General features: G+C 64.7%; 25 protein-coding genes. 2 read left to right on the top strand and 23 right to left on the bottom strand.

The window, feature by feature from the left end; genetic code table 11:
- Nucleotides 1–218: 218 nt before the first annotated feature.
- The 16 genes from phoU to LE416_RS11120 all read right to left on the bottom strand — a co-directional run bounded on the left by phoU (nt 219) and on the right by LE416_RS11120 (nt 18,087).
- The gene (gene phoU / locus LE416_RS11195; protein WP_225048855.1) at nt 219–896 is read right to left on the bottom strand and encodes a phosphate signaling complex protein PhoU; all 678 of its coding nucleotides are present in this window, start codon (nt 894–896) and stop codon (nt 219–221) included.
- 25 nt (nt 897–921) lie between these two features.
- A complete protein-coding gene (gene pstB, locus LE416_RS11190) occupies nt 922–1,680 on the bottom strand; it encodes a phosphate ABC transporter ATP-binding protein PstB (protein ID WP_225048853.1) in 759 nt (252 codons plus the stop codon).
- Between the two features lie 10 nt (nt 1,681–1,690).
- A complete protein-coding gene (gene pstB, locus LE416_RS11185) occupies nt 1,691–2,506 on the bottom strand; it encodes a phosphate ABC transporter ATP-binding protein PstB (RefSeq protein WP_225048852.1) in 816 nt (271 codons plus the stop codon).
- Nucleotides 2,507–2,527: 21 nt separating this feature from the next.
- Nucleotides 2,528–3,412 carry a phosphate ABC transporter permease PstA gene (pstA, locus tag LE416_RS11180; RefSeq protein WP_225048851.1) on the bottom strand — a complete coding sequence of 295 codons (885 nt, stop codon included), beginning with the start codon at nt 3,410–3,412 and terminating at the stop codon, nt 2,528–2,530.
- Nucleotides 3,412–4,332, bottom strand: coding sequence for a phosphate ABC transporter permease subunit PstC (gene pstC / locus LE416_RS11175; RefSeq protein WP_225048848.1), 921 nt, complete (start codon nt 4,330–4,332; stop codon nt 3,412–3,414). Before pstC ends, pstA begins: the two co-directional genes overlap by 1 nt.
- Before the next feature lie 9 nt (nt 4,333–4,341).
- Nucleotides 4,342–5,193: a phosphate ABC transporter substrate-binding protein PstS family protein gene (locus LE416_RS11170; RefSeq protein WP_225048846.1), complete on the bottom strand. Its 852-nt coding sequence runs from the start codon at nt 5,191–5,193 to the stop codon at nt 4,342–4,344.
- A gap of 436 nt (nt 5,194–5,629) precedes the next feature.
- Nucleotides 5,630–7,279 (bottom strand): two-component system histidine kinase PnpS, encoded by a 1,650-nt coding sequence (gene pnpS, locus LE416_RS11165; RefSeq protein WP_225048844.1) that lies wholly within the window; start codon nt 7,277–7,279, stop codon nt 5,630–5,632.
- Nucleotides 7,272–7,967 carry a response regulator transcription factor gene (locus LE416_RS11160; RefSeq protein ID WP_225048841.1) on the bottom strand — a complete coding sequence of 232 codons (696 nt, stop codon included), beginning with the start codon at nt 7,965–7,967 and terminating at the stop codon, nt 7,272–7,274. The genes pnpS and LE416_RS11160 overlap by 8 nt, the downstream gene beginning before the upstream one ends.
- 9 nt (nt 7,968–7,976) lie before the next feature.
- On the bottom strand, nt 7,977–9,110 hold the full coding sequence (locus LE416_RS11155) for a PDZ domain-containing protein (RefSeq protein ID WP_225048838.1): 1,134 nt from the start codon (nt 9,108–9,110) through the stop codon (nt 7,977–7,979).
- A gap of 418 nt (nt 9,111–9,528) precedes the next feature.
- A complete protein-coding gene (gene ftsX / locus LE416_RS11150) occupies nt 9,529–10,416 on the bottom strand; it encodes a permease-like cell division protein FtsX (protein ID WP_225048836.1) in 888 nt (295 codons plus the stop codon).
- Nucleotides 10,406–11,092 (bottom strand): cell division ATP-binding protein FtsE, encoded by a 687-nt coding sequence (gene ftsE / locus LE416_RS11145; RefSeq protein ID WP_225048834.1) that lies wholly within the window; start codon nt 11,090–11,092, stop codon nt 10,406–10,408. The genes ftsX and ftsE overlap by 11 nt, the downstream gene beginning before the upstream one ends.
- 80 nt (nt 11,093–11,172) lie before the next feature.
- A protein-coding gene (prfB, locus tag LE416_RS11140) for a peptide chain release factor 2 (protein ID WP_225048832.1) occupies nt 11,173–12,289 on the bottom strand; the annotation gives its coding sequence in 2 pieces (ribosomal slippage) (nt 11,173–12,216 and nt 12,218–12,289; 1,116 coding nt in all).
- 68 nt (nt 12,290–12,357) lie between these two features.
- On the bottom strand, nt 12,358–14,721 hold the full coding sequence (gene secA / locus LE416_RS11135) for a preprotein translocase subunit SecA (RefSeq protein WP_225048830.1): 2,364 nt from the start codon (nt 14,719–14,721) through the stop codon (nt 12,358–12,360).
- 774 nt (nt 14,722–15,495) lie between these two features.
- Nucleotides 15,496–16,047 (bottom strand): ribosome hibernation-promoting factor, HPF/YfiA family, encoded by a 552-nt coding sequence (gene hpf / locus LE416_RS11130; protein WP_225048828.1) that lies wholly within the window; start codon nt 16,045–16,047, stop codon nt 15,496–15,498.
- Nucleotides 16,048–16,168: 121 nt separating this feature from the next.
- Entirely contained in the window at nt 16,169–16,828 is a 660-nt protein-coding gene (locus LE416_RS11125) for a ComF family protein (protein WP_225048826.1), read from the bottom strand.
- On the bottom strand, nt 16,825–18,087 hold the full coding sequence (locus tag LE416_RS11120; protein ID WP_225048824.1) for a helicase-related protein: 1,263 nt from the start codon (nt 18,085–18,087) through the stop codon (nt 16,825–16,827). Before LE416_RS11120 ends, LE416_RS11125 begins: the two co-directional genes overlap by 4 nt.
- A gap of 27 nt (nt 18,088–18,114) precedes the next feature.
- Here LE416_RS11120 and LE416_RS11115 point away from each other — a divergent pair, with 27 nt between their 5' ends.
- Nucleotides 18,115–18,753: a YigZ family protein gene (locus tag LE416_RS11115; RefSeq protein WP_225048817.1), complete on the top strand. Its 639-nt coding sequence runs from the start codon at nt 18,115–18,117 to the stop codon at nt 18,751–18,753.
- Between the two features lie 58 nt (nt 18,754–18,811).
- Here LE416_RS11115 and recA read toward each other — a convergent pair whose 3' ends face one another.
- Entirely contained in the window at nt 18,812–19,957 is a 1,146-nt protein-coding gene (gene recA, locus LE416_RS11110; protein ID WP_225048816.1) for a recombinase RecA, read from the bottom strand.
- Nucleotides 19,958–20,044: 87 nt separating this feature from the next.
- Complete coding sequence (locus LE416_RS11105; protein ID WP_225048810.1) at nt 20,045–21,292, bottom strand: competence/damage-inducible protein A; 1,248 nt, start codon at nt 21,290–21,292, stop codon at nt 20,045–20,047.
- A 165-nt stretch (nt 21,293–21,457) separates the two neighbouring features.
- Here LE416_RS11105 and aac(6') point away from each other — a divergent pair, with 165 nt between their 5' ends.
- A complete protein-coding gene (aac(6'), locus tag LE416_RS11100) occupies nt 21,458–21,892 on the top strand; it encodes an aminoglycoside 6'-N-acetyltransferase (protein WP_225048808.1) in 435 nt (144 codons plus the stop codon).
- Nucleotides 21,893–22,025: 133 nt separating this feature from the next.
- Here aac(6') and pgsA read toward each other — a convergent pair whose 3' ends face one another.
- The 5 genes from pgsA to yfmF all read right to left on the bottom strand — a co-directional run bounded on the left by pgsA (nt 22,026) and on the right by yfmF (nt 26,879).
- Nucleotides 22,026–22,595: a CDP-diacylglycerol--glycerol-3-phosphate 3-phosphatidyltransferase gene (gene pgsA / locus LE416_RS11095; protein WP_225048806.1), complete on the bottom strand. Its 570-nt coding sequence runs from the start codon at nt 22,593–22,595 to the stop codon at nt 22,026–22,028.
- 1 nt (nt 22,596) lies between these two features.
- Nucleotides 22,597–23,514 (bottom strand): helix-turn-helix domain-containing protein, encoded by a 918-nt coding sequence (locus LE416_RS11090; protein WP_225048804.1) that lies wholly within the window; start codon nt 23,512–23,514, stop codon nt 22,597–22,599.
- Nucleotides 23,515–23,605: 91 nt separating this feature from the next.
- The gene (gene ymfI / locus LE416_RS11085; RefSeq protein WP_225048802.1) at nt 23,606–24,334 is read right to left on the bottom strand and encodes an elongation factor P 5-aminopentanone reductase; all 729 of its coding nucleotides are present in this window, start codon (nt 24,332–24,334) and stop codon (nt 23,606–23,608) included.
- Nucleotides 24,331–25,623, bottom strand: coding sequence for an EF-P 5-aminopentanol modification-associated protein YfmH (yfmH, locus tag LE416_RS11080; RefSeq protein ID WP_225048800.1), 1,293 nt, complete (start codon nt 25,621–25,623; stop codon nt 24,331–24,333). The genes ymfI and yfmH overlap by 4 nt, the downstream gene beginning before the upstream one ends.
- Nucleotides 25,623–26,879, bottom strand: coding sequence for an EF-P 5-aminopentanol modification-associated protein YfmF (yfmF, locus tag LE416_RS11075; protein WP_225048798.1), 1,257 nt, complete (start codon nt 26,877–26,879; stop codon nt 25,623–25,625). Before yfmF ends, yfmH begins: the two co-directional genes overlap by 1 nt.
- Between the last annotated feature and the right edge of the window lie 22 nt (nt 26,880–26,901).

Raw genomic sequence — 26,901 nt, 5'->3', positions numbered from 1 at the left:
TCCACGTTTTGACTGCCTCTGTAGCTATAGTATGCCAGCCTCGTCAAGTTCGCGCATAGGTCCTAAGGTTGATTTTTGCCTCAGCCCCACCAAGGCCGTGAGTCCCCCACCCGCTCACCGCGACAAGTGGCGTCTACCTGCGGTACGCACGGCGGCGCAGTCGCAAGCCGCGCCCGCGCTCGGGCGAGCAAAAAAGCCCGCACTGCGGGCCTTTCAAGTCAGAGGACATCCTCTTTGGCGTTGGAGTTGAGCTCGACCACTTTACCGGTCTTGAGGTAGAGGATCCACTCGCAGATGTTGGTGACGTAATCGCCGATGCGCTCGAGGTAAGACGACACCAGCATGTAGTCCATCGAGCTGACGATGGTGTCGGCGTCCTTGGTCATCTCGTCGATGCACAGGTGGTAGATCTGCGTGGAGTAGCCGTTGATGCCGTGGTCCTCCTCGGCGATCTCGCGTGCGCGCACCTCATCCTCGCGCACGTAAGCGTCGAGGACCTCATCGACCATGCGCTTGACGGCGGCGGCCATGTCGGCGATCACCTTTTCGATCTCCGGCGTGCGCACCTCGCCCTTGACCCGAATGGTGGACTTGGCGATGGACACCGCGTGGTCGCCCATCCGCTCGAGGTCGGAGCTGGCCTTCATGATGGTCACGATCATGCGCAGGTCCGAGGTCACAGGCTGCTGCAGCGCGATCATCTCGAAGCTGCGCTTTTCCAGGTCAACCTCGCGCTTGTTGATGTGCTGGTCATCCTCGATCACCGTGTGGGCGAGCGCCTTGTCGTGATTCACGAACGCCTTGACGGACTTGAAAATGGCCTCGTTGACCATCATCCCCATCTCCGAAAAGCGCACGTGGAGTTCGTTGAGTTCATCTTCAAAAAGCCGTCGCATGTCTTGTCCTCCTAGGCTGTCGCCGCTAGCCGAAGCGGCCCGAAATGTAGTCTTCCGTCTCCTTTTGGGCGGGATTGAGGAAGATTCGCTTCGTCGCGTCGACCTCGACCAGCCGGCCCTGCAGGAAAAAGGCGGTGCGGTCCGAGATGCGCGACGCTTGGTGCATGTTGTGGGTCACCAGTATTATCGTATACCGCTCGCGCAGTTCCAAGAGCATATTTTCAATCTGGGTGCTCGAGATCGGATCCAGGGCGCTGGTCGGCTCGTCCATCAGAATCACGGACGGCTGCACCGCCAGCACCCGCGCGATGCAGACGCGCTGCTGCTGGCCGCCGGACAACGACAGCGCCGACTTGTGAAGCTTGTCTTTGACCTCGTCCCAGATTGCCGCCTGCTTCAGGCTGGTCTCGACCGCCGAATCCAGGGTCGCGCGGTCCTTCACGCCGGCCAGGCGCAGGCCGTAGCAGACGTTGTCGTAGATGGAAAAGGGAAACGGGTTGGGCTGCTGGAACACCATGCCGACCTGCTTGCGCAGCGCGACCACGTCCTGGCTCGGCGCGTAGATGTCCTGGCCGTCCAGGCGAATGTCGCCGGTGATGGTGACACCCGGAATCAGGTCGTTCATGCGGTTGAGCGTGCGCAGGTACGTCGACTTGCCGCAGCCGCTGGGGCCGATCAGGGCCGTGATTTCGTTGCGGTTGAAGTCAAGGTCGATGCCAAGCAGCGCCTCGAACTTGCCGTAAAACAGGTGCACGTCGCGGCTGGTAATCACGGGATTGCTCATCTGGGCCTCCTTAGCCGAAGTGCCCGGACACGTAATCATCCGTGGCGCGAATCTTCGGGCGGGTAAAGATCTTTCTGGTTTCGTCGAACTCGATGGCCTGCCCCGCGTAGAAAAAGGCGGTGTAGTCGCTGATGCGGGCGGCCTGCTGCATGTTGTGGGTGACGATCACGATGGTGTACTGGTCCTTGAGCGCCATCAGGGTGTCTTCGACCGTCGAGGTGGAGATCGGGTCAAGCGCCGAGGCCGGCTCGTCCATCAACAGCACGTCGGGCTTCATCGCGATCGCGCGGGCGATGCACAGGCGCTGCTGCTGGCCGCCGGACAACGACAGCCCGCTTTGGTGCAGGTTGTCCTTGACCTGGTCCCACAGGGCCGCCTGCTTCAGGCTGGTTTCGACCAGCTCGTCGAGCACCGCCTTGCGTTTTTCCCCGAAGCGGCGCGGGGCGAAGGTGATGTTGTCGTAGATGGACTTGGCGAACGGGTTGGGCCGCTGGAACACCATGCCGATGTGCTTGCGCATCTCGTACACGTCGACCGCGGCGCTGTTGATGTCGATGCCGCGGTACATGATCTCACCGGTCACCCGGGTGCCGTCGATGGTGTCGTTCATGCGGTTCAGCGAGCGCAGAAACGTCGACTTACCTGAGCCGGACGCGCCGATCAGCGCGGTGATCTTGAAGCGCTCGAAGGGCAACGACACGCCGTGAATCGCCTCGTGCTCGCCGTAGTAGACCTTCAGATCATTGGTTTCGATGGCGATCTCGTGGTGCTTGCGGTCCAGTTCCTTGATGTAGCGATCGTCCAGGGCGTAAGTTTGAGTTTGCATCGGGTCTCCTTTGGCGCGGCGTCAGGCCGCGGTCATCTTCTTGTACAGGCGGTTGCCCAAGAAGCGCGCCAGCACGTTGAACAGCAGCACGGCGATGATCAAAACCGCCGAGGCGCCGGCGGACACCGCCGCGGCGTCGGGCTGGATGCCCTCCGAGTTGATCTTCCAGATGTGCACCGCCAGCGTCTCGGCCGGGCGGAACGGGTTCAGCGGGCTTGCGATGTTCAGCGGGTTCCAGTTGGTGAAGTCCAGTGCCGGCGCGCTTTGGCCGGCGGTGTAGATCAGGGCCGCCGCCTCACCGAACACGCGCCCGGCGCCCAGGATCATCCCGGTCAGGATGCCGGGCAGCGCCTCGGGAATGATCACGTGGATCACCGTCTCCCAGCGCGACAGACCCAGGGCAAGCCCGGCCTCGCGCTGCGTGAAGCTGACCTGGCGCAGCGAGTCCTCGACGTTGCGGGTCAACAGCGGCAGGTTGAACATGGTCAGGGCAAGCGCCCCGGACAGGATGGAGAAGCCGAAGTGGAACTGGAGCACGAAGACCAGGAAGCCGAACAGGCCGACCACCACCGACGGCAGCGAGCTCAGGATCTCGATAGCGGTACGGATCACGTCGGTCACCCAGCTTTTCTTGGCGTACTCGGCCAGGTAGATGCCGGCGCCCAGCGCCAGCGGCACCGAGATCACCATCGAGAGCAGCAGCAGGTAAAACGAGTTGAACAGCTGGATGCCGATGCCGCCGCCGGCCTCGAACGACTTGGCGGGGCTGGTCAGAAAGTGCCAGGAGACGTGCGGCAGCCCCTGAAGCAGGATGTAGCCCAGCAAGCTGGCGAGGATCACGACGATCACGCCGGCGATGGTGTACAGCACGCCGGTGGCGAGCTTGTCGACTTTCTTGGGATCCATCACTTCATCTCCCCCTTCTTGCCGATCCAGCGGATCAGCAGGTTGAACGCCAAGGACATCAGGAGCAGCAGCAGCGCCAGCGACCACAGCGCGTTGTTCTCAAGCGAGCCCATCACGGTGTTGCCGATGCCGGAGGTCAAAACGGAGGTCAACGTGGCCGCCGGGCTGATCAGGTTGTGCGGCAGCAGTGCGGCGTTGCCGATCACCATCTGCACGGCCAGGGCCTCGCCGAACGCGCGGGCCATGCCGAAGACGATCCCGGTCAGGATGCCGGGCATCGCCGCGCGCACGACCACGCGGGAGATGGTCTGCCAGCGCGTGCCGCCGAGGGCCAGGCTGGCCTCACGGTAGTGGCGCGGCACGGCCTTCAGGGCGTCGACGGTCATCGACGTCACCGTCGGCAGGATCATGACGAACAGCACGAAGGTCCCGGCCAGGATGCCAAAACCCGTGCCGCCGAAGACGTGGCGGATGAACGGCACGACCACCGAGAGGCCGATGAACCCGTACACGACGCTTGGGATGCCGACCAGCAGCTCGATGACCGGCTGCAGGACCTTTTTACCCAGGGTTGGGGAAATCTCGGTCATGAAGATCGCCGCGCCCACCGCAAACGGCGTCGCCACGACGGCGGACAGCAGCGTCACACCGAAGGACCCGACGATCATCGGCAGCGCGCCGACCTGCGCGGCGCCGTGCGCGTCCTTGACCGCCGGCGCCCAGGTCGTCTTGCTCAGAAAGGACCAGAGGTTGACGCCGTCGGTGAAGAACGTGGCCAGGCCGCGCGAGGCGACGAAGGTGAAGATGGCGACCACCACCACCACAATCAGGGTGATGCAAAAGAGGCTGATCAGCTTCCCGCGGCGCTCGATCTTGGCCGCTCGCGAGCGGTGCAGCATTGCTTCTCTGATTGGATCCATGGCTTCCTCCTAGCGCTTGGTGACGTTCCCGTCCGCGTCGCGTTCCACTTGCATCTTCGTCATGGGAATGTAGCCCATCTTCGCCACGAGGCGATTTTGCGTCGCCGGCGACTCGACGTAGGCCAAAAAGCGCTTCGTCAGCCCCGTCGGCTTGCCGCGGGTGTACATGTGCTCGTAAGACCAGATCGGCCACGCGTTGGTCGCGACGTTGGTGTCGGTCGGCTTCACGCCGCTGAGGGCCAGCGCCTGCACGGTTTTGTCGACGTACGAGAACGCGACGTAGGACACCGCGCCCGGGGTGCTGGCGACGATCGAGCGCACCATCCCCGTGGAGTCCTGCTCCTGGGCCGCCTTGGGCTGGCGGTCCTGCAGCACCCACTTCTCGAAGGTCGCCCGGGTCCCCGACCCCTGCGCCCGGTTGACCACCACCACCGGCAGGTTCGGCCCGCCGACCTGCTTCCAGTTGGTGATCTCGCCGGTGAACAGGCGCCGCAGCTGGACCACGGTCAGGCTGGTGACGCCGACCTGCTTGTTGACGATCGGCGCGATGCCGACCACCGCCACGCGGTGATCGACCAGCTTGCTGGCGTCGATGCCCGCCTTCTCCTCGGCGAACAGGTCGGAATTGCCGATCTCGACGGCGCCCTGCTGGATCTGCGACAGCCCGGTGCCGCTGCCGCCGCCCTGCACGTTGATGAACACGCCGAGGTTGTCGGTCTGGAACTGCGAGGCCGCGGCCTCCACCAGGGGCTGCAGGGCGCTTGAGCCCACCGCGGTGATGGCTTCGCCGTTGTCTTTGGTGCCGCACGCGGCCAGCAAGGCGAGGCTTGCGGCAGCCAGGAAAGCGAGAATTTTCTTCACGTTGGACCCTCCGAATTCGTAACTCTCACCAGTTTAACAAGCCATTGTAAAAACTCCGCCGAGCGATTGTAAAATTCATGTAAAATCATTCGGGTTTCGTGTGACGCACGGGCTCCGGGACAAACTACAGCCTCGTGGCGAGCAGCCGCAACCTCACGATTCAGTGTCGGATTGCCATCAGCCTCGCATGAGGCGACCCCACGGCAATCGTTCGGATCAGTTCCCCGCTGTGTAGGACGAAGGCCCGAACCGACCGCCGCTGGAAGCTTCGGGCCGGGGCGAGCTAGCGTGAAATTGCTATTAACAGGCGCTTCTTGCCTGTTTAACAGCAAGGGCGGGTCCTGAGACCGCACTTTGGGCTCAGGAGAGCCCCACGCGGACCATTGCCCCGGCCCGAAGCAGGAAGCAGCGGTCAGTTCGGACCGGAGTCCGGCCCTCAGACCACGGTCAGCGGCAGCGTGACGGTGAAGGTCGAGCCGACGCCGACCTGGCTGTCCAGCTTCAGCTCGCCGCCCAGCTGCTGCACCATCTCGTGAACGATGGCCAGGCCCAGCCCCGTGCCGCCGTTGTGGCGGCTGCGGGCCTTATCGACGCGGTAGAAGCGCTCGAAGATGCGCGCCTGATCCGCGGCCTGGATGCCGATGCCGGTGTCCTTCACGGCCAGGTGCCAGGCGGTTTTGTCGGCCTTGGCCGTGATGGTGATGGTGCCGCCGTCGCGGTTGTAAAACACCGCGTTGTTCAGCAGGTTGCGCACCACCTGCGACAGCTTGGCCGGCACGGTCGGCACGGCAAGCCCCGGGGTGATGTCGGTGGTCACGGTCAGGTGCTTGGCGGCCAGCGGGTCCTGCAGCGGCTGCAGGGCGCGCTGGACCAGCCCGGCGACGTCGACGACCTCCGCCTGCTGCGCGCCGTCCGGCCGTGACAGCGTCAGGATGTCTTGAATCAGCTGGGTCAGGCGCAGGCTCTCGTCGTGGATGATAGTCAGGAACTGGTCGAGCGCCTCCGGGTCGTTTTTCGCGCCGTCAAGCAGCGTCTCGGTGAAGCCGCTGATGGCCGTGACCGGCGTCTTGAGCTCGTGCGAGACGTTGCCGACGAAGTCCAGCTGCATCTGCTCGACCTGGCGCAGGTAGGACACGTCGTAGAGGATCACCAGCACCTGCAGCCGCTCGGTGCCGGTCAGCGCGACCACGTTGGCGTCGACCGCCTTTTGGGTGGCCAAAAGCGTGACCTCCTGGTGGTGCGACTTGCGGCTGCGGTAGGTGTGCTCGATCAGCCGCGCGAGCGCGTAGGTCTTCACGTCGTCCAGGTAGTTGTGCTGGCGCGGCGAGATCTCGTGGCCGACGAACTGCTGCATCGCCGGGTTGGCCAAAAGCACGCTACGATCGGCGTCAATCAGCATCACGCCCTGCGGCAGGTGGTCGATCAGGCGGTCGAAGCTGGCCTGGCGCAGCGCGACCTTCTGCCGCAGGTGCGCGGCCGTCGCGTCGAGGCGCTCGATCTCGCGGGTCAGCACCGCAAAGGGCGAGCCGGGGCTGGCGATGATCGGCTCGATCGGGTGCTCCTTGCGAATGGCGGCGACGTTGTGCGCCATCTGCGCGACGTGCCCGTGCCAGTAGCGGTTGCGCCGGAGCAGCCAGCCGGCAAGCGCCGCGCACCCCGCCGCATACAGCAGCACAAAGGCGACGCCGAGCTGCGGGGCGACGCCGAACAACGTGGCCTTTTTCTGCCAGACCCCGACGAAGATGTTGTCGCGCCGGCCGACGTAAATCTGCTCCGGCCGGTTGCCGACCAGAAGCACCGTCGAGCGGTCGATGATCGTGCGCTGGCGGTCCACCAGGTCCTGCAGCAGGTCCTCGCGCTGGGTGGCGGGCTTGCCGGTCAGCCGCGTGATGGTCACGTGGTTGTCCTTCGCCAAGGACACCGCCAGGCTCTGCGTGCCGCCGAGGTCCGCGTAGGTGCGGTACACCGCCTGCAGGTGCGCGGTCTGCTGCGTGTACAGCACGTGGTCGGCCCCCATGAGTAGTAAGAAAAAGCCCGAGATTGCCGCAACGCAAACCCAGGCATAGCGCCGAATGACCTTAATCATGCGGCACCTCCATCTGATACCCGAAGCCGCGCACCGTCTTGATGTAGACCGGGTGCTTGGCGTCGTCTTCAATCTTGTCGCGCAGGTGGCTGACCTGAATGTCCACCATCCGCGTCTCGGCCGGGTAGTCGAAGCCCCAGACGCCGTTCAAAATCGCCTCGCGCGACAGGATGTTGCCCAGCCGCGTGGCGAAAAAGGCCAGCAGCTCGAACTCCTTGGGCGTCAAAGTCAGCGGCACATCCGCCTTGGTCGCCCGCATGTTGTCCGGGTCGATGGTCAGCTCGCCGATGGTGATGCGCGGCGTGCCGGTCGGGTTTTGCGCCGCCTGCACGCGCCGGTCAATGGCCTTGAGTCGGGCAATGATCTCGCGCGGCGAGAACGGCTTGGTGACGTAATCGTCGGCGCCGAGCTCCAGGCCGACGATTTTGTCCGTCTCATCGTCCTTGGCGGTCAGAATCATGATCGGCGTCGCGTTGTTGGCGTTGCGCAGCTTGCGCGTCACCTCGAAGCCGTCCAGCCCCGGCAGCATCAGGTCCAGGATGATGAAGTCGAAGCTCCCCTGCAGCGCCAGGCTCAGCGCCGTGTCCCCGTCCGCGGCGGTGGTCACCCCGTAGTGCTCTTTTTCGAGGTTGTACTTCAGCAGCGTCACGATGGCGGGTTCGTCATCGACCACTAAGATCTTCTTCATTGCGTCCTCCTAGTCTACGTCTGGCGTCTCGTTGGGATCGAAGGTGACCATCCCCAGCTCGTGCGGGGCGCCGGCGTAAATCGCGGTCTCCGCCAGCTTGATGCGCCCGTCCAGGCGCTGCACCTTCAGCCGGCAGTACGTCGGGTGGGCCTGAAGCGCCGCGTACAGCGCCGCCTGCGTGCTCACCGGCACCTGGTTGGCCAACAGCACAATGTCGCCGGCCTCAAGCCCCATCTTGGCCGCCGGCGTGTCGGGCAAAACGGCGACCAGGCGCACCCCGCTGCCGGTTTCCGACACGAAGGCCGCCCCGGCGCGGGCCGCAACGCGCGTGGCCACCGCAAGCGCCAGCCCGAGCACGGCCAGACCGCCCAGCACCCACAGCCCGAACGCGGGCCGCAGGTTGCCGACCACGCCGAGCACCAGGGCCAGCGCGCCCGCAATCAGGTAGGCGCGGCCGATCGGCTTCAGCGCAGTCTTCGGCAGCTGTTTGCGGGTCGTCAGCGCGAGGCCGAGCACCAGCGGCAGCCCAATCAAAGCGAAGTGCTGATCACTGATGCTCAGCTGCGGCCAGTACGGCAGCGCGGCCAACCACGCCCCCGGCACCGGCAGCACCAACGGCACCCAGTAGAACTGCCGCCGCGTGTACGTCGCCACCCGCGCCCCGCGCCGCGATGCCGCGACACTCGGCACGTCGATCGGCGGGTTCAGCCAGCGCACCAGCGCCCCGTTGCCCAGCCACAGCAGCCCGACCAGTCCGGCAAGCCGCCAGGCCCAGGCCACCCCGGGCGCCTCAAGCGGCGGCCAGTCGAGGTAGCGCGTGGCCAAAACCACGACCAGCCCGGCCAGCCCGAGCCCCCAGGCGCCAAAGCCCGCCCAAGACAGCAGCAGGGCCAGCACGCACAGTCCGGACAGCGCAAGCGTTGCGGCCGGCGGCAGCATCAGGCCGAGCAGCACGGCGACGCCACTGACGACGACGCCCAGTGCAACGCCGCCGATCAGCCCCGCCCACCAGTTGGTCCAGTGGCGATCGATGGCCGTCAGGAACACGGCACGCTCGTGGCGCACCCGCCACCACCGCCAAAATAGTGCCACGGCGAGTCCGACCAGCGTGACCGGCCCCACCATCGAAATCAGAATCCGCATGTGCCCGCACCTTTCCCTTCTCAGTTTAGTATAGCATGGAACGCTTGACTGCAAAAATCGGGTAAACGTCTTGTAAATCCTGATTTACATTCGGCCAAAGCGGCCGCCCTGGACTTCGCCCGCTACCAAACGGGCTACACAAGGCAGCGCCGGTTCGTCTAGCTAAGTCCGGTATTCGAGCCAAAGTACGGCCCAAGCGTCTGGGCTAGGCCATCCGACCCGCTAAGTTCGTCTTGCTCCGCCCTCTACCCCAAACGGGCTGCGCAAGGCAACGGCCACTCGTCCAGCTAAGGACAGCACTCGGGGCAAAGTGCGCCCCAAGTGCTGTCCTTACGCTAGCCGGTGGCCTAAGTTCGCCTTGCTCCGCCCTCTACCAAAAAGGGCCGCTCACGTGAGCGGTCCTTGGATTTATAGAATGTTAGATGCGCAGGAAGCGGCGCATGGAGACCACGGCGCCGAGCGCACCGATGACGATGCCGATCAGCGCGACGCTGAGGTCGAGCCAAAACAGGAACGGCAGCGTCGGGAACAGCGAGAAGCCGTTGCCGGCAACGGTGAAGTTGGCGTTGCGGTACACCAGCCCGTAGCCGAAATCGACCACAAGCATCGGCAGAATCGAGCCGAACAGCCCGGTCCAGGCGCCCTCGAGCAGGAACGGCCAGCGGATGTAGCTGTTGGTCGCCCCGACCAGGCGCATCACGCGGATCTCGTCTTCGCGCGACAGGATGGTGATGCGGATGGTGTTGCTGATCAGGAACACCGCGACGAACAGCAGAAGGATCGTGAAGCCGATGCCCCACCGCTGAATCGCGGAAACCGTGGCGAACAGCTTCTTGGCGGTGTTACCGCCGTAAGAGGCCTCGGAGACGTGCTTGAGCTTCTCGGCCTTTTTGGCCACGGTGATGGTCTGGGTCGGCTTCTTGGTGTCGACCAGGAAAATGTTGGTCAGCGGGTTCTGGTCGCCGGAGAACATCTTCCACTGGGTGCCGTACGTGCCGACGATGGTGTTGAGCTCCTGCTTGGAGGAGCGGAACGTGATCTTTTCGACCTGCGGCATCGCCTTGAGCTGCTTCTTCAAAGTCGCCTGCTGGGTCTTGGTCGTGCCCTTTTGGATGTAGACGCGCACGCGCACGTCGTTTTCAATCTGGCTGGACGCGCGGTTGACGTTGGCGATCAGGGTCAGGAAAATTCCGACCAGAAGCAGGGTGACGGTCACCGCGGAAATCGCGGCCACCGACATCCAGCCGTTGCGGCGCAGACTCTTGAGGGAGTCGATGACGTGACGCTTGAATACGTTAGGCTTCATTACCGTAGCTCCCTCCCTGTTCGTCGCGAATCAGTCGGCCGCCGGCGATTTCGAGCAGGCGGTGCGGGTGCCCGTTGACGATCTCGCGGTTGTGGGTGGCCATGATCACCGTGGTGCCGGCCTCGTTGACGCGCTCGAGAATCTCCATGATGCCCTCCGACGTGTCGGGGTCGAGGTTCCCGGTCGGCTCGTCGGCAATCACCACCTGCGGGTCGTTGACGATTGCGCGGGCAATCGCGACGCGCTGCTGCTCACCGCCGGACAGCTCGTTGGGGAAGCGGCGCAGCTTTTGCTCAAGCCCGACCAGCTTCAAAACGTGCAGCACACGCGGCTTGATGTCCGCGTCCGGGGTCTCGATGACCTGCATGGCGTAGGCGACGTTCTCGTACACCGTCAGCCGCGGCAGCAGCTTGAAGTCCTGGAACACGACGCCGAGCTTGCGCCGAAACATCGGCACGTCGCGGGCGCCCATCTTGGCGAAATCGTACTCGCCGACCGTGATGGTCCCGGAACTCGGGGTCAGCTCGTGGTACAGCATCTTGATGAAGGTCGACTTGCCGGCGCCACTAGAGCCGATCAGGTAGACGAACTCGCCGGCGTCGACCGTCAGGCTCAGGCCCTTGATCGCGATGACGCCGTTGTCGTACTGCTTCATCACATTTTTCAATTGAATCATGGATTTCGCTCCTTTTTGTAACTATGGCCAAAGTATAGCATGCCAATACGTCAAACCGATAACAGCCTTGTTACAGTTAATCACTGCGGGTTGGCGGTCGAAAGCTCCCACTGCAGGTAGGCGTAGATGAACGGATTGAGGTCCCCGTCCATCACGGCCTGCCCGTTGCCGGTTTCATAGTTGGAGCGGTGGTCCTTGACCATCGTGTAAGGGTGGAACACGTACGAGCGGATCTGCGAGCCAAAGGCGACCTCCATCTGGGTGCCCTTGATGGCCGCGGCCTCCTTGGCCTTGATCTCCTGCTCGCGCTGGTACAGCTTGGCCTTGAGCATCCCCATGGCCGTGTCCTTGTTTTGGAACTGGCTGCGCTGCGCCTGGCTGGACACCACGATCCCGGTCGGAATGTGGATCAGCCGCACGGCGCTTGAGGTCTTGTTGATGTGCTGACCGCCGGCCCCGCTTGAGCGGAAGACCTCCATCTTGATGTCTTCGGGCCGAATCTCGATGTCGATGCTGTTATCGAGCTCCGGCATCACGTCGACCGAGGCGAAGCTGGTGTGGCGCCGCCCGGCCGAGTCGAACGGCGAGATGCGAACCAGCCGGTGCACCCCTTTTTCGGAGCGCAGCATGCCGTACGCGTTCTCCCCGGAGATCAGCAGCGTGACCGACTTGATGCCGGCCTCGTCGCCGGCCAGGTAGTCGGCGACCTCCACCGAGTAGCCGTTTTGCTGCGCCCAGCGCTGGTACATGCGCAGCAGCATCGAGCCCCAGTCCTGCGACTCCGTGCCGCCGGCGCCGGGGTGAATTTCGAGGATCGCGTTGTTGGCGTCGTACGGGCCGCTGAGCAAAAGCGTCAGCTCGTAGCGCGTCATCCGCTCCTGAAGCGCGGTGAGGTCTTGCTCGACCTCCGCGTGCAGGTCGGCGTCTTGCTCCTCCTGCAACAGCTCGAAGGCGACGTCCAGATCGTCCAGCGCGTCTTGCAGCTCGATGAAGTTGTCGTGCTTGGTCTTCAGCGCGTTGTTGGCGTCGATGACCTCCTGGGCGCGCTGCCGGTTGTCCCAAAAGCCGGGTTCGGCCATGCGGCCCTCATTTTCGGCGATGCGTTCGTTCAGCGCATCGAGGTCAAAGCGACCCCCTAAACTGATTTATTTTGGTCCGTAACTGGGCCAGGGTGTTTCTGATTTCTGCCATTTCCATGGTGGTAAAACTTCCTTTCGTGAGTGCTGCTGCAGACAAGAACAGCCAGGTCGCCCTGGCTGTCTTGGCTACCGCCGGATGTTCTGGCGGATCTGGGCCTTCATGAACAGGCGGGTGACCCCATCGTCCATGTTGGCAATCATCTCTTCAAACATGCGGTAGGCCTCTTCCTGGTACTCGACCAGCGGGTTCATCTGGCCGTAACCGCGCAGGCCGACGCTTTGGCGCAGCTGATCCAGCACGTCGATGTGGTCGGTCCACAGGGAGTCGACCACGCGCAGGATGACAACCTTCTCGAACTCGAGCATCTGGTCCTTGTCGCCCAGCTGCTTGAGCTTCTCGTCGTAGTTGGCCTCGGCCAGCCCCATCAGCATGTCGATCAGCTCCTGCTGGGACTTGCCGTCGAGGTCCTTGCGGTCGAGGTCCTCCTCGGACACCATGTTGGAGGTCACGTAGTCGTAAATCGCGTCAAGCTCCCAGGTCTTTTGCTCGCCCTGGGTGTGCGCCTGCACGATGCGGGAGACGCAGCGGTTGATCATCGCCATCAGGACCGGACGCAGGGTGTCGGTCTCGTTGATGACCTGCTGGCGCTGCTTGTAGATGACCTCGCGCTGTTCGCGCATGACGTCGTCGTACTGCAGCGTGTTCTTACGCGTGTCGTAGTTGTTCCCTTCGACGCGCTTTTGGGCGGATTCCACGGAGCGGCTGATCATGCGGCTGCGGATCACCTGCTCGTCGTCTTCAACCTTGAAGCGGTCGAGCATCGCCTTGATGCGCTCGGAGCCGAAGCGCTTCATCAAGTCGTCTTCCAAAGACAGGTAGAACTGGGTCGCGCCCGGATCGCCCTGGCGCCCGGAACGGCCGCGCAGCTGGTTGTCGATGCGGCGGCTTTCGTGGCGCTCGGTGCCGATGACGGCCAGGCCACCGACTGCGGTGACGCCGGGGCCGAGCTTGATGTCGGTCCCACGCCCGGCCATGTTGGTCGCGATGGTGACGGCGCCGCGCTGGCCGGCGTTCATGACAATCTCGGCCTCGCGCGCGTGGTTCTTCGCGTTCAGGACGCTGTGCGGAATGTTCTCCTCGTCCAACAGCGCGGACAGGCGCTCGGAGGACTCGATGGCAACCGTGCCGACCAGGATTGGCTGGCCCTTGGCGTGGCGCTCCTTGATGTCCTCGGTGACGGCGCGGAACTTCGCGTCAAGCGTCGGGTACAAAATGTCCGGCGCGTCGACACGGATCACCGGCTTGTTGGTCGGAATCGAGATGACGTTCATGTTGTAGATTTCGCGGAACTCTTCCTCTTCCGTCTTGGCCGTCCCGGTCATCCCGGACAGCTTGTTGTACATGCGGAAGAAGTTCTGGTAGGTGATGGTCGCCATGGTGGCGTTCTCGTCTTGGATCTCGACGCCTTCCTTGGCCTCGATCGCCTGGTGCAGGCCGTCGGAGAAGCGCCGGCCCTCCATCGCACGCCCAGTGAACTGGTCGACGATCAGCACCTCGCCGTCGGACACCATGTAGTCGATGTCCTTGAGCATGATGTAGTTGGCACGCAGGGCCTGATCCATGTGGTGGGTCAGCGCGGTGTTTTCCGTGTCGTAAAGGTTCTTCAGACCGAAAATCTTCTCGGCCTTGCGGATCCCGTTTTCGGTCAGGGAGATGGTCTTGGTCGGCCAGTCGATCGTGTAGTCGTCCTCTTCCTTGAGGGTCTTCACGAAGCGGTCGGCGCGGATGTACAGGCCGTTGCTCTTCTCGGCCCCACCGGAAATGATCAAAGGCGTCCGGGCCTCATCGACCAGGATGGAGTCGACCTCGTCGACGATGGCGAAGTTCAGCGGGCGCTGAACCATCTGCTGCTTGTAAACCACCATGTTGTCGCGCAGGTAGTCGAACCCAAGCTCGCTGTTGGTCGAGTAGGTGATGTCCGAGTCGTAGGCCGCGCGCTTCTCGTCGGAACTCATGTCGTGGGTGTTCAGGCCCACGGTCAAGCCGAGCCAGCTGTACAGCTCGCCCATTTCGGTCGCGTCACGGCCGCTCAGGTACTCGTTGACCGTGACCACGTGAACGCCCTTGCCGCCAAGCGCGTTCAGGTACACCGGCATCGTGGCCGTCAGGGTTTTCCCTTCCCCGGTCTTCATCTCGGCGATGTTGCCTTCGTGCAGCGTGATGCCACCGATGATCTGAACGCGGAACGGAAACAGACCCAAGACGCGCTTGGCGCCTTCGCGGGCCACCGCGAACGCCTCCGGCAAAATGTCGTCGAGCGTCTCGCCGTTGGCCAGCCGCTCCTTGAACGCCGGCGTCTTGGCCTGGAGTTCCTCGTCGCTCAGCGCGGCGTACTCATCCTCGTATTTCTGAACCTTATCTGCGATTTTCCCAAGCCGAGCAACCTCGCGCTTGTCGCTTTCTACCCATGTCTTTAGAACGTTCGCCATGTAAAATATCCTCTCTGTCATGTTGATATGCGCATAATACCTGACAGTATCCTAGTCATTTTAGCATTGTTCATAATTCAATGAAAGGCCCTGCCCCAAAAGTCACGCGCCGCGGCGTTTGCTTTGGGCAAAGCCGGTGCCTGCCCGGCCGACAGAACGGTTGGGCTGCCCGACCGATTGGAACAGCCTGACACCGCGCCAGCTTCATCAATCATGTCATCCGGGACAACCGATCACCAGGATTACCGGAAATCGAGTTCAGCTCAAATGTAGACTCACACCCCGATTGATGAGGCGCAACGGCGCCTTTGCAGCCGAGCTTGACCTCCAGCAGTACAAGGGGCTGGGCCACTACCAGCTGCACGACTGATTCCAGATGCTGCAATGTAGGGCGGAGGCTCAACCGCGCTGCCGCTGGAGGCTTCGGGCCGGGGCGAGCCAGCGTGACATTGCACTTAGCCGGTGGTTCTTACCGGCTTAGTGCAAGGGCGGGTCCTGAGACCGGCACGGGCTCAGGGGAGCCCCACGCGTTCCGCCGCCCCGGCCCGGAGCCGGAAGCAGCAGTGCAGTCGGGCCGGAGCCCGGCTAAGCCCGTGCTTCTACGCCCTGGGTATCGTCGGGCTACGAAGCACAACGCCCACTCGTCCAGCTAGGTCAGGGGCTTGGGCCAAGGTGCGGCCCAACCCCCTGACCTACGCTAGACGGTGGGCTAAGCCCGTGCTTCTCCGCCCTGGGCATCAAAAAAGCAGGCCGCGTGGGCCTGCTCGGTGGTGCCTAGTCGTCGGTTTCAATCAGACCGTAACGGCCGTCGCGGCGCTTGTACACGATGCTCGTGCCGTTGGTGTCTGCGTCCTCGAAGATGAAGAAGTTGTGGCCAAGCATATCCATCTGCAAGATTGCCTCTTGGGAGTCCATCGGCTTCAGGGAGACGCGCTTGGTGCGCACCACCTGAAGGCTGTCGTCGGTCTCCGGCTGCTCTGCGGCCGCCGGGGCGTCGACTTGGATTGGGGCGAAGCCCTTCTCGCGGGACTTGCGGTTGATCTTGGTCTTGTACTTGCGGACCTGCCGCTCGAGCTTGTCCGTCACCAGATCAACGCTTGCGTAAAGGTCCGGGCTGGTTTCCTCAGCCCGCAGCGTCAGGTAGGACAGTGGAATCGTGACCTCAACCTTCGCCGTCTTGTCCGGGTACACTTTCAAGTTAACGTGCGCGATGGCTTCCACTGAGCTCTCGAAGAACTTGTTCAGCTTGCTGATGCGCTTTTCAACGTAATTCCGAATGGCATCGGTGACCTCGATGTTTTCGCCACGAACGTTGTATGTTAGCATAAAACTTCTCCCCTTTCATGCGCCTGAATGGGATTCAGGCGCGGGCGGCCGGGCGGTAAAGCCCTTTCACCCTTCTTCTCTATTATAACGAACCCGGGGGCCAGAAACAAACTATATTCTGTTAACGAATCAGGGAGAAACTGTGAATCTCGCCCGTGTACCCCGCCGCCCGCAGCGCCTGCTGGGCGTGGTAGAACGTGCGGCCCGTGGTGTAGAGGTCGTCGAGCAAAAGCACCCGGGCCGCCGGGCGGGCCGGCAGGGTTGCGACAAAGGACTGCGGCGTCGCCAGCCGCTCGCGGCGGGTCTTTTCGGCCTGGGGTTGGGCCGTGTCCGTTTTTTCCAGCCAGCGGCTCAGGGGCAGGTGCCCGAACAGGCCGACCACCGGATCGAAGCCGCGCCGCGCCAGGTGGCCGGGCTCGCTGACCAAAGGCACCAGGGCGACGCCGCGGCGCTTGAGGTCAAGCTCGGCCACAAAGGCGTCGTGCAGCTGGTAGTGGCCCAGCCCCTTGTACTGCTGGATGAACAGCCGCATCTCCTCGGAATAGGTAAAAAGCGCGCGGTGGTGCAAGCTCGGGTAGCGCGCCTGCCAGCGCCTGCAGTCCTGGCACAGCCGCGGCGAGTGGGCGCGTCCGCACCCCGGGCAGGCCGTCTTGGGGTCGATGCGCGCAAACCGGGCTTGGCAGCGCGGGCACAGGTTGGCCAGCCGCAGCGGCCGCAGCCCGATCAGCTCGGCCAGCGTGAAGTCGGTCGTCAGCGGGCGGTGGCACCACCGGCAGGTCATGGCTGCCCCCGCCGGTTCATCACCCGAATCTCGTGGAGCGCCTGCGCCATCGCCCAGGTGAAGTGGCCGGCCAGGTACCACACCGGGTCGTTCGGGCTGGCCGCTGCCCGCCCGGCGCGCCCGGCCATCTGCACCAGGGCACTGGCGGGAAACTGCGCGCGCTCCGCCGCCAGCACAATCACCGCGCAGCGCGGGATCGTCACCCCGCGCTCCAGAATGCTGGTGGTGACCAGAACGGCAAAGGTGTGGTCGCGAAACGCCTGCACCGTCGCCTCGCGCGCCGGGTCGCTGGCGTGCACGCCGCGGGCGGCAAACCCCTGGGCCCTGGCGGCGGCCGCAAGCGGCGCCACCCAGCGCGTGTCCGGCACGAACACCAGCGCGCGGCGGTCGGCGGCCCGAGCCTGGGCCAGGCAGCGCCACAGCGCCTGCGGAACCCGCCCGGGCAGCCCCGCGGTGGCGACGCGCAGGATGCGCGGCACGGGCAGCGAATGCTGGTGGAAGCGGCGCGGCAGAAAGCTTCGTGCGAGCTGCCCCCGCGCGGCCTGTCGGCGCAGGTTGGTCGGCGGCGTCGCACTGAGGTAGACGGTCGGCCCGTCTGTCGCCTGCCGGCACGCGTAGGCCAGGGCCGGCGTCTGTGAGAACGGGAAGGCGTCGACCTCGTCGATGATCATCAGGCCGAAGTGCCGGTAAAACCGCAGCATCTGGTGCGACGTCGCCACCACCAGCGCCGCGTTCTCACCCGGCCACGGCAGCCCGCCGTACAGCACCGTCATCGGCGTGCCGGCAAAGGCGGCCGAAAGCCTGGGTGCCAGCTCCCGCACCACGTCGATGCGCGGCGACACCACCGCCACCCGTTGGCCGGCGGCCAGCGCATCGGCGATTACGGGAAACAGCATCTCCGTCTTGCCCGCGCCGGTCACGGCCCACAGCAGGTGGTCGCGCCCGGCGGCCACCGATGTTTGCACGGCCGCGGCGGCCTGCGCCTGCGCCGGGGTCAGCGTTCCGGCCCACGTCAGCGGACCGGCCTGGGGCACCCCGGCCAGCGGCACCCGCCACAGCCTGGCGCCGGTTGTCACCCGGCCCATCCCCACGCAGGACAGGCAGTAGCGCGCACCGCTTGGCAGCGTGGCGAACGCCGTCTGCCCGCAGCGCACGCACGACAGCCTGCCCCGCGCGTTTTTCACCGCGGGTACCGGCGTCGGCTGTGCTACACTGAGAGCAGCCACCCGCGCCAGCTCGGATTCAAGCACTTGCAACATTGGCCTCACCTCACAAGGAGATTACGCATGTCGACCGAATATCGCACCATCGCCCGCCCCGGATCCAACGTCCTCGAGATCAAAAAGTCGCGCTTCATCACCCACCTCGGCCGCGCCACCACCGAGGCGGAGGCCCAGGCCTTCATCGCCGCGGTCAAAAAGGCCGAGTACAAGGCGACCCACAACGTGCCTGTGTACCTGCTCGGCGACCACGACGAGGTCCAGCGCGCGTCGGACGACGGCGAGCCCTCCGGAACCGCCGGGGTGCCGGGGCTTGAGGTGCTCAAGCAGATGGGCCTGCACGACGTGGTCGCCGTGACCACCCGGTACTTCGGCGGCATCAAGCTCGGCGCCGGCGGCCTGATCCGCGCCTACGCCAACAGCGTGCAGGACGCGGTGCAGGCGGTCGGCGTCGTCCGGCGCGTGATGATGCGGGAGCTGATCCTGCCGCTGCCGTACCACCTGCTGGGCCCCATCCAGCACTGGGCGGAGGTGAACGGTGTGACCATCACCGCCACCGACTACCAGGCGCAGGTCACCCTGACGCTTTTGGTTGAGGACACCGCCGTCGCCGCCACCACCGCCGCCTTGACCGACCAGACCCAGGGCCAGGCGACCCCGGTGCCGGGCGCGCTGGTGCCCACAGAGGTGCCGGTACGGGCGTGAGCGCACAGCAAAGGCCGCTGCAGCAGTGCTGCAGCGGCCTTTGTCGCGTCTCGGTGCGTTACTTGATGCCCTTGTTGGTCTTGGCATCTGCGGGCTTGGTGTCTTCAGGCTTGGCCGCCGTGTCCGTGGCCTGGAAGATGTCGGGTTCAGCCGGCTTCTTGCCGGACTTCTTGGCGACTTCCTCGATGCCCTCCTCGGCCTCTTCGTTGGCCTCGTCCATGTCGTAGGCCAGGCGCACCTTCTGGCGAATCTCCGCCTTCATGTCCGCGTGCTCGTCCAGGTAGGTCTTAGCGTTCTCGCGGCCCTGGCCGATGCGCTCGTCGCCGTAGCTGTACCAGGAGCCGGACTTGTCGACGATGTCTTTTTCCACCGCCATGTCGATGATCTCACCGGTCTGGGAAATCCCGTGGCCGTACATGATGTCGACTTCGGCCACCTTGAACGGCGGGGCGACCTTGTTCTTGACGACCTTGATCTTGGTGCGGTTCCCGATCACGTTGGTGCCGTCCTTGATCTGCTCGGCGCGGCGCACCTCAAGGCGCACCGTCGCGTAGAACTTCAGGGCGCGGCCGCCCGGCGTGGTCTCGGGGTTGCCGAACATGATGCCGACCTTCTCGCGAATCTGGTTGATGAACAGGGCGATGGTCTTGGTCTTGTTGATCGAGCCGGACAGCTTGCGCAGGGCCTGGCTCATCAGGCGCGCCTGCAGGCCGACGTGGGCATCGCCCATCTCGCCCTCGATTTCGGCGCGCGGCACCAGGGCCGCCACGGAGTCGACGACGACGATGTCGACGGCGCCGGAGGTCACCAGGGCATCGGCGATCTCAAGCCCCTGCTCGCCGGTGTCCGGCTGGGACAGCAGCAGCTCGTCGATGTTGACACCAAGGGCCGAGGCGTACTTGGGATCCATCGCGTTTTCCGCGTCGATGTAAGCCGCGGTGCCGCCGGCCTTTTGGACCTCGGCGACGGCGTGCAGCGCAATCGTGGTCTTACCCGAGCTTTCAGGCCCGTATATCTCGACGATGCGCCCGCGCGGGAAGCCGCCGACGCCCAGCGCGTTGTCGAGCGCCAACGAGCCACTTGAGATGGTGGAGATGCGGGTGTCGACCTTATCGCCCATCCGCATGATGGAGCCCTTACCGAAGTTCTTTTCGATCTTCTTCAACGCAGCGTCAAGCGCTGCCTGTCGTTCATCTTTAGCCAAAAGAGAACCCTCCAATCAGGTTGTGTCTTCCCCTATTCTACAAGAGCGTTCGGGGAAGTGCAAGGAAAAATCGAACGGGTGTTCTGATTATTTTGCCGCCTGCCGAAGCGCCTGCAGCGCGGTGAAAAGCCCGGTCTTGACCGCCCGCGCCCGCACCGCCTGCCGGCTGCCCGGAAAGTGGTAAATCGTCGCCGTCACGCTGTCGGCCGTCGCCAGCCCGATCCACACGGTGCCGGCCTCGACCCCCTCGTTGGGCCCCGGCCCGGCCACGCCGGTGAAGCTGACGCCGAGGTCGGCGCCCACCTTCTCGCGGGCCGCCTGGGCCATCGCCTTGGCCGTCTGCTCGCTGACCGCGCCGTCCGCATCGACCGTCGCCTCGTTCAGCCCGAGCAGCGTCGCCTTGGTGTGGTTCGAGTAGGTGACAAAGCCGCCCTTGAACCACTCGGAGACGCCGGGCACGCCGGCCAGCGTCGCCTGAAAGGCGCCGGCGGTCAGCGACTCCGCGGCGGTGATGGTGCAGCGCGCCTCGGCCAGCGCCTTGACCAGCTCGCCCTCCAGGCTGTTGTCGTCACCGTAGCCGTAGAAGTACTGGCCGACGCGGTTCAGCACGGTCTGTTCCATCGGGTCGATCAGCGCCTGCGCGGCCGCCGGCGTCTCGGCCTTGGCGGTGATGCGCAGCGTGACCTCGGCGTCCTTGATGTAGGTGGCCAGCGTCGGATTGGTCTGCGCGTCGATCAGGTCGGCGAGCTCGGTGGCCAGAAGCGACTCGCCGATGCCAAAGAAGCGCAGCACCCGGCTTTCAAGCACCGCATCCCCGTGCACCAGCCGGGCCAGGTACGGCACCAGCTGGGTTGCGACCATCGGCGTGAACTCCTTGGGCGGGCCGGGCAACAGCACGTAGCGCCGGTTGTCCTTGACACTGACGGCGCCGACGGCCAGGCCGACGGTGTTGGGCAACGGCAGCGCCCCCGCCGGCAGCATCGCCTGCACCCGGTTGTTGGGCGTCATCACCTTGTGCCACTGCTTGGCGTAGGCATCAAGCGTCGCCAGGCTCGGCGCGTCCACCGCGAGCTCAACGCCCAAGTGGGCCGCCAGCGTCTGCTTAGACAGATCGTCTTTGGTCGGGCCAAGGCCGCCGATCAGGATGATCAGGTCCGCGCGGCTTTCGGCCAGCGTGATGGCGGCGTCCAACCGCGGGCCGTTATCGCCGACCACCTGCTGGTTCAGGCTGTCGATGCCCAGGTCCGCGAGTTGTCGGGCCAGCACGGACGCGTTGCTGTTGACGATCTGGCCGAGCAAGATCTCGGTTCCCACTGCAATGATTTCTGCTTGCATTATGCCACCTCTAATAGATTATGCGTTCCGCCCCAGTTTACCACGCCGGCCGGCAAAAAGATTGGGGTCTGCCGCCCTACCTTGGCGTACAGCGGCCGAGCAGCGTACCCTGAAAGACAACCAAAGCCGCCTGCGCGACGGCCGCGCAACACAGGAGGGATCCCGATGCTAAAACCCGCAGGAATTCAAGACCTAGACCAACTCGTCACACTGGCCGCACAGCTGTGGCCAGATCACGACGTCGGCGCCCTTAAAGCGGAGCTCGCCGATATCATCGCGCAGGGCGAGTCGCAGTTCTTCTTGATTGGCGATTCGGGTGCGCCGGTCGGCTTCGCGCAGTGCCAGCTGCGCCACGATTACGTGGAGGGCACCAGCTCCAGTCCGGTCGGCTACCTGGAGGGAATCTTCGTCACGCCGGCCGCCCGCCGTCGCGGCTGCGCCAGGGCGCTGGTCGCCGGCTGCGAGGCCTGGGCCAAGGCCCAGGGGTGCACCGAGTTGGCCAGCGACTGTTCGCTCGACAACCGATCCAGCCTGCGGTTTCACCAGGCGCTGCACTTCACGGAGGCCAACCGCATCATCTGCTTCACCAAGGCGCTGTAGCCGCCCGGGCGAAACACCAGCCGGCCCGTTTGCGAGTCCCGTGCCCGGCCCAAGCGTCGTCCCCGCGCAACGAAACGGCCACCGCGCACTTCCCAAATCTGGGAGGTACGCGGTGGCCGTTTGGTTAGTTCGTCTAGAACGAATCCGCGAACACGCCGCGGTTCTTGTAGAAGTAGTCGATGCCCGAGTACAGGGTGAAGAACACGGCGGCGTAGAATAGCACCAGGCCGATCGGGAAGCCCGCGCCGAAGTCCTTCATCAAGAGGAAGATGATGGCGAACATCTGCGTGGCCGTCTTGATCTTGCCTGGCCAGGCCGCGGCCAGCACCTCGCCCTCCTTGGAGAGCAGCAGGCGCAGGCCGGTGACGGCCAGCTCCCGCCACAGGATGATGGCGGTGCCCCAGGCCGGAATCGTGCCGTTGGCGGTGAGGAAAATGAACGCGGTCATCACCAGCAGCTTGTCGGCCAGCGGATCGGCGAACTTGCCGAAGTTGGTCACCAGGTGGTTGCGCCGGGCGATCTGCCCGTCGGCGAAGTCGGTCAACGACGCGCCGATGAAAATCACCGTGGCGACCACCAAGCTCCAGCCGATTTTGGTGCCGCCCAGACTGAGCGCGCCGCTCGGCCAGTCGAACACCAGAATCAGCGTGAACACCGGAATCAGAAACATCCGAATCGCGGTCAACTTGTTGGGAAGGTTCACGTTACTCACCTGTGCTTTCGGAAGTGCTCGGGTCCGCCGTGAAGGTGATCGTGCGGACGATGCGGGTGCCGGTGGTTGTGTCGACGTCGGTGCCGTTGAGCTTGATGGTCGTCTGCGGCATGTTACCGGAGCGAATGCTGAAGGTCGTCGCGCCGTCCGGCAGGTCGACCTCCTGGCTGGTGCCGGCGGGAAGCGTCGCCTGCCAGGTGACCGCGTTGTTGACGGTCAGCGCCACCCAGGCGGCAGCGGTGCCGGCGCCGATGGTCAGCTTGTTGCCGCTGGCCGGCAGGTTCTTGATTGCGGCGGTCTGCTGCGCGGTGTCAGAGGCGGCCACGTCGATGGTCAGCTTCGTCGCTTCCTTTTTGCTCGAGGACTCGGCGGCCTTCTTCTTGGAGGCGGAAGCCGCCTTCTTCGAGGCGCTGGCGGCCTTCTTGCTGGATGCCGTGTCGGTCTTCTTGCTGCTGGAAATCGCCACGGAGGACGAGTCGGTCGGAATCACCTGCCGGTCGCCGGCCTGGGCGCGCCACGCCACGTAGTAGACCACGCCGATCAGGGCGACGGCCAGCACCAGGATGCCGATAGCGAAGCCGTGGCGGCGCAGCTTCTTGGCCGGGTTGTTGACCACGGCGCGCGTCTTTCTGGTGGTGTTTTCGACGGACTGCTCCGCGTACTCCTGCGGCTGGGTGTCCGGAATGTCCTGCTGGAACTGCGTCAGCAAGGCGTCGGCGTCCAGTCCCACGGTTTCGGCGTACTGCTTGATGAAGGCGCGCACGTAAAAGTCGCCGGGAAGGGCGTCGAAGCGGCCCTCCTCGATTGCAATCAAATAACGCTTCTGGATCTTGGTGATCTGTTGCAGATCATCAAGGGTGTACCCCTTTTCAATCCGGGCCGTCCGCAGTTTTTGCCCAATCTCATCCATGTGTTTTCTTCACCCGCTAGTCTTAGAATGTCTATTTTCAGTATAACATGAATCCCCATGCCGATGAATTAAGAAATTGTTGAGAAGGCCGCTACTGCAACCAGCCGCCGGTGACGTACAGGGTCTGGCCGGTCAGGTAGGCCGCCGCCGGATCCAGCAGGGTGCGGACGAAGTAGCACACATCCCCCGGTTGCGCGAAGCGCCCGGCGGGAATGTCGGCCTGCACCGCGGCCAGCGTCGCGGCGTCGAACTGGCGGTTCATCTTGGTCGCCACGGCGCCCGGCGCCACCACGTTGGCGGTGATGCCAAGGCTTGCAACCTCCTTGGCGTAGGCGTGCACGAAGGCGGACTGGCCGCCCTTGACCGCGCTGTACGCGACCTCCATCGCGCTGCCCGCGGCGCCGTACACCGAGCCGATGAACACGACGCGGCCCTGGCCGCTGCGGGCGAGCTTGTCCTGCAGCCCGGCGAGCATCGCCATCGGCGTCAGCAGGTGCACCCGAAACAGCGCGGACAGCTCCGTCGCCGTGGTGTCCTTGAACAGGTGGTAGTAGGTCTGCCCCGCCGCGAAGATCACGGCGTCCACGGCGAACAGCTGGCCGATAAAATCATCGAGGTGCGCCACATCGGTCAGGTCGTAGGGCACCGCGAGGAAGTCCTGCTTGGGGTAGGCCGCGCTCAGCGCGGCGCACGCCGCCTCAACCCGCGCGGCGTTTTGGTGGTAGTGCAGGTACAGCGACCAGCCGTCCGCCGCCAGCTGGTTGGCCAGTGCCGCGCCGATGTCGCCGCTTGCGCCGACGACCAGCGCCCAGCGCCTCACGCCTGGGCCTCCGGGTGCACGTGGCACACCGTCACCGCGGCCAGGTCAAAGAGCGCACCGGCCGCCTGGTACAGGTCGTCCAGGGTGACGTCGCGCATCACCTGGGCCATCTCAAAGGCGTTGACCGAAGCGAAGCTCTGCGCGCTCAGCTGGTTGGCCATGCTGTCCAGGGCGTTCATGCCCTGGTAGTACTTGCCAAGCCCCGCCTGCTTCAGCCGGGCGAAGCGCGCGGGGTCAAGCTCCTGGTCGGCCCCCTTGGCGATCACCGCGACCAGGGCGTCGGACAGCGCCTGGGGATCGGCGGTGTCGCAGGCGAAGGTCACGAAGTTGAAGGTCCGCGCCGCCTGGTAGTCGCAGTCGAACGAGTCGTCAATCAGGCCGCGGTCGTACCAGTCCTGGTACAGCGGGCTGGAGTCGCCGAACAGCATCTCGAGCAACAGCCGCACGGCGACCTGAAAGCGCGTGCCGGCCAGATCGTCGCCGACGGGGCGCTGCCCCTTGATGGCGACGGCCGCCTTGGGCCGGGCCACCGGCAGGCTCAAGGCGCGGTACGGCAGGATGTCCGCCACGCCGCAGTCCTCGGCCACGCCGCGCTGAATTGGGGTCGCCGGCGCGAACGTTTTGGCCGCCTGGTTGGCCGTAATCAGGTCCAGCGTCGCCTGCGGGTCCACGTTGCCGACCACGGTCAGCGTCATGTTGCTCGGCTGGTAGAAGGTGCGGTAGGCGCGGTGCAGCGCCGTTGGCGTAATCTGGGCAATCGAGCTCAGAGAGCCCGTCACGTCCTGGGCCACCGGGTGCGTCGGGTACAGGTTGCCGAGCAGCCCGTAGTACAGGCGCCAGCCCGGGGTGTCCTGGTACATCTGGATCTCCTGGCCGATGATGCCCTTCTCCTTGGCCACCGTCTGTTCGGTGAAGTAAGGATCCTGGACAAAATCCAGCAGCGTGGTCAGGTTGGTGGCCACCTGCTGGCTGGTCGAGAACAGGTAGGCCGTGCTGGTCGCGCCGGTGAAGGCGTTGCTGGACGCGCCGGTCGCCCCGAACAGGTCAAAGGCGTCGTGGTCGGCCTTTTCAAACAGCTTGTGCTCCAAAAAATGCGCGATGCCGGCGGGGTCTTCGACCATCTCGGACTCGCCGAGCGGCACGTAGCGCACGTCGATGCCGCCGTAGTTGACGGCAAACAGCGCGTAGGTCTCGTGGTAATCGGGCTTGGGCACGATCAAGACGCGCAGGCCGTTGGCCAGCGTGACGTCGTGGAGCACCTCGCCCACTTCCGGGTATGTCGTCGCCATCAGTTCCCCTCCTTGCTTGTCAGCAGGTACACGGCATGCAGGTCAAGGCCCGCGGCCACCCGCTGCACGTCTTCGCGGGTCACCGCCGCCACGCCCGAGGCGAAGGCGTCGTAGCCTTCCTGGTGGGTCGGGATCAGCGCGTGCAAGAGCGCCTGGCGCGCCAAAAAGCGCGGCGCGTCGTAGGCGATCAGCCGGCCGTTGGTCAGCCCGTCCTTGATGCGCTGCAGCAGGTCATCCGAAAACTCGCCGGCCACCACCCGCGCCAGCTGGGCGGCGATCAGCCCCTCCACCTCGGTCGCGTCGGCCGGGTCGATGCCGGTTTGCACCTGAACGAAGTGGCGGAACGGGTCGAGCACGGCGCTGGCGTAGTAGGCCTTGCTGGCCTTTTCCCGCACGTTGGTGAACAGCAAAGACAAAGGCGAGCCGCCGAACAGCTCGACGGCCACTACGGTTGCGTAGTAGTCGGCGCCGTACAGCGCGACCGGCGTGTGGTAGCCCAGGTCAAGCTTGGCCTGGTTGACGCTGACCGCGTCGGTTCCGCGCCGCAGCGCGGAAGGCGTCTGGTCAATCGCGTACGGGGCCTCGGCCGGGTTGCGCGGGGCGAGCCCGAGGCCGCTCGCCAGCGCGGTGACGGCCGCCGGGTTGACGTCACCCAGAACCACGATCTCAACTTGGTCCTGCGAAAGCATCGCCTGGTAGGTCGCCCACAGCCCGGCTTCGGTCACGGCCTCAAGCCCGGCCACGGTGCCGAAGCTCGGCGCCTTTTGGCTTGGCGCGTCGAAGTACAGCGCCTGCAGGGCCAGGCTGGCCTGGGTCTGCCGGTCCTCGTCCAGGGAGTTGAGGTAGTCGATCAGGTTGGCCCGCTCGCGCGTGAACACCGCGGCGTCAAAGCGCCCGGCCACGGTCAGCGGCCGCGTCAGCACCTCGCGCAGGAAGTCAAAGCCGGCCGCCAGAAGCGGCGCCTGCGCCAAACCGTCGGCGACGAGGTCCAGGGTGGCGGAGACGCGGTGCATCCCCCCCTCCTTGCCGACGCCGATGCCGAAGTTGGCGCCGAACAGCGTCTCCAGCTCGGCGGAAAGCGCCGCCTGCGTCGGGTAGGCGGCGCTGGCCGTCTCCAGCACGCTGGTCAAAAGCGTCCGCGCCGCGTACTGGTCGGCGTCGGCCGGGGCCAAAAAGTGCACCGCGATGCGGGTGGTCTTGAATTTGGTCGTGGGAATGACGTTCAGGTGAACGCCGGCAGTCAGTTCGATTCTCAAAAGCACTACTCCTTGTGCGCCG

This window comes from Lacticaseibacillus kribbianus, from assembly GCF_020180945.1.
Classification (GTDB): domain Bacteria; phylum Bacillota; class Bacilli; order Lactobacillales; family Lactobacillaceae; genus Lacticaseibacillus; species Lacticaseibacillus kribbianus.
The sequence above is the reverse complement of the archived record's forward strand: the minus strand, read 5'-3'. Positions and strand labels throughout refer to the sequence as shown.

What these genes read in the sequence shown, in the direction of transcription:
- phoU (WP_225048855.1), bottom strand. Translation starts at nt 896, where the DNA reads ATGCGACGGCTTTTTGAAGATGAACTCAACGAACTCCACGTGCGCTTT.
- pstB (WP_225048853.1), bottom strand. Translation starts at nt 1,680, where the DNA reads ATGAGCAATCCCGTGATTACCAGCCGCGACGTGCACCTGTTTTACGGC.
- pstB (WP_225048852.1), bottom strand. Translation starts at nt 2,506, where the DNA reads ATGCAAACTCAAACTTACGCCCTGGACGATCGCTACATCAAGGAACTG.
- pstA (WP_225048851.1), bottom strand. Translation starts at nt 3,412, where the DNA reads ATGGATCCCAAGAAAGTCGACAAGCTCGCCACCGGCGTGCTGTACACC.
- pstC (WP_225048848.1), bottom strand. Translation starts at nt 4,332, where the DNA reads ATGGATCCAATCAGAGAAGCAATGCTGCACCGCTCGCGAGCGGCCAAG.
- pnpS (WP_225048844.1), bottom strand. Translation starts at nt 7,279, where the DNA reads ATGATTAAGGTCATTCGGCGCTATGCCTGGGTTTGCGTTGCGGCAATC.
- LE416_RS11160 (WP_225048841.1), bottom strand. Translation starts at nt 7,967, where the DNA reads ATGAAGAAGATCTTAGTGGTCGATGACGAACCCGCCATCGTGACGCTG.
- LE416_RS11155 (WP_225048838.1), bottom strand. Translation starts at nt 9,110, where the DNA reads ATGCGGATTCTGATTTCGATGGTGGGGCCGGTCACGCTGGTCGGACTC.
- ftsX (WP_225048836.1), bottom strand. Translation starts at nt 10,416, where the DNA reads ATGAAGCCTAACGTATTCAAGCGTCACGTCATCGACTCCCTCAAGAGT.
- ftsE (WP_225048834.1), bottom strand. Translation starts at nt 11,092, where the DNA reads ATGATTCAATTGAAAAATGTGATGAAGCAGTACGACAACGGCGTCATC.
- secA (WP_225048830.1), bottom strand. Translation starts at nt 14,721, where the DNA reads ATGGCGAACGTTCTAAAGACATGGGTAGAAAGCGACAAGCGCGAGGTT.
- hpf (WP_225048828.1), bottom strand. Translation starts at nt 16,047, where the DNA reads ATGCTAACATACAACGTTCGTGGCGAAAACATCGAGGTCACCGATGCC.
- LE416_RS11125 (WP_225048826.1), bottom strand. Translation starts at nt 16,828, where the DNA reads ATGACCTGCCGGTGGTGCCACCGCCCGCTGACGACCGACTTCACGCTG.
- LE416_RS11120 (WP_225048824.1), bottom strand. Translation starts at nt 18,087, where the DNA reads ATGTTGCAAGTGCTTGAATCCGAGCTGGCGCGGGTGGCTGCTCTCAGT.
- LE416_RS11115 (WP_225048817.1), top strand. Translation starts at nt 18,115, where the DNA reads ATGTCGACCGAATATCGCACCATCGCCCGCCCCGGATCCAACGTCCTC.
- LE416_RS11105 (WP_225048810.1), bottom strand. Translation starts at nt 21,292, where the DNA reads ATGCAAGCAGAAATCATTGCAGTGGGAACCGAGATCTTGCTCGGCCAG.
- LE416_RS11090 (WP_225048804.1), bottom strand. Translation starts at nt 23,514, where the DNA reads ATGGATGAGATTGGGCAAAAACTGCGGACGGCCCGGATTGAAAAGGGG.
- yfmH (WP_225048800.1), bottom strand. Translation starts at nt 25,623, where the DNA reads ATGGCGACGACATACCCGGAAGTGGGCGAGGTGCTCCACGACGTCACG.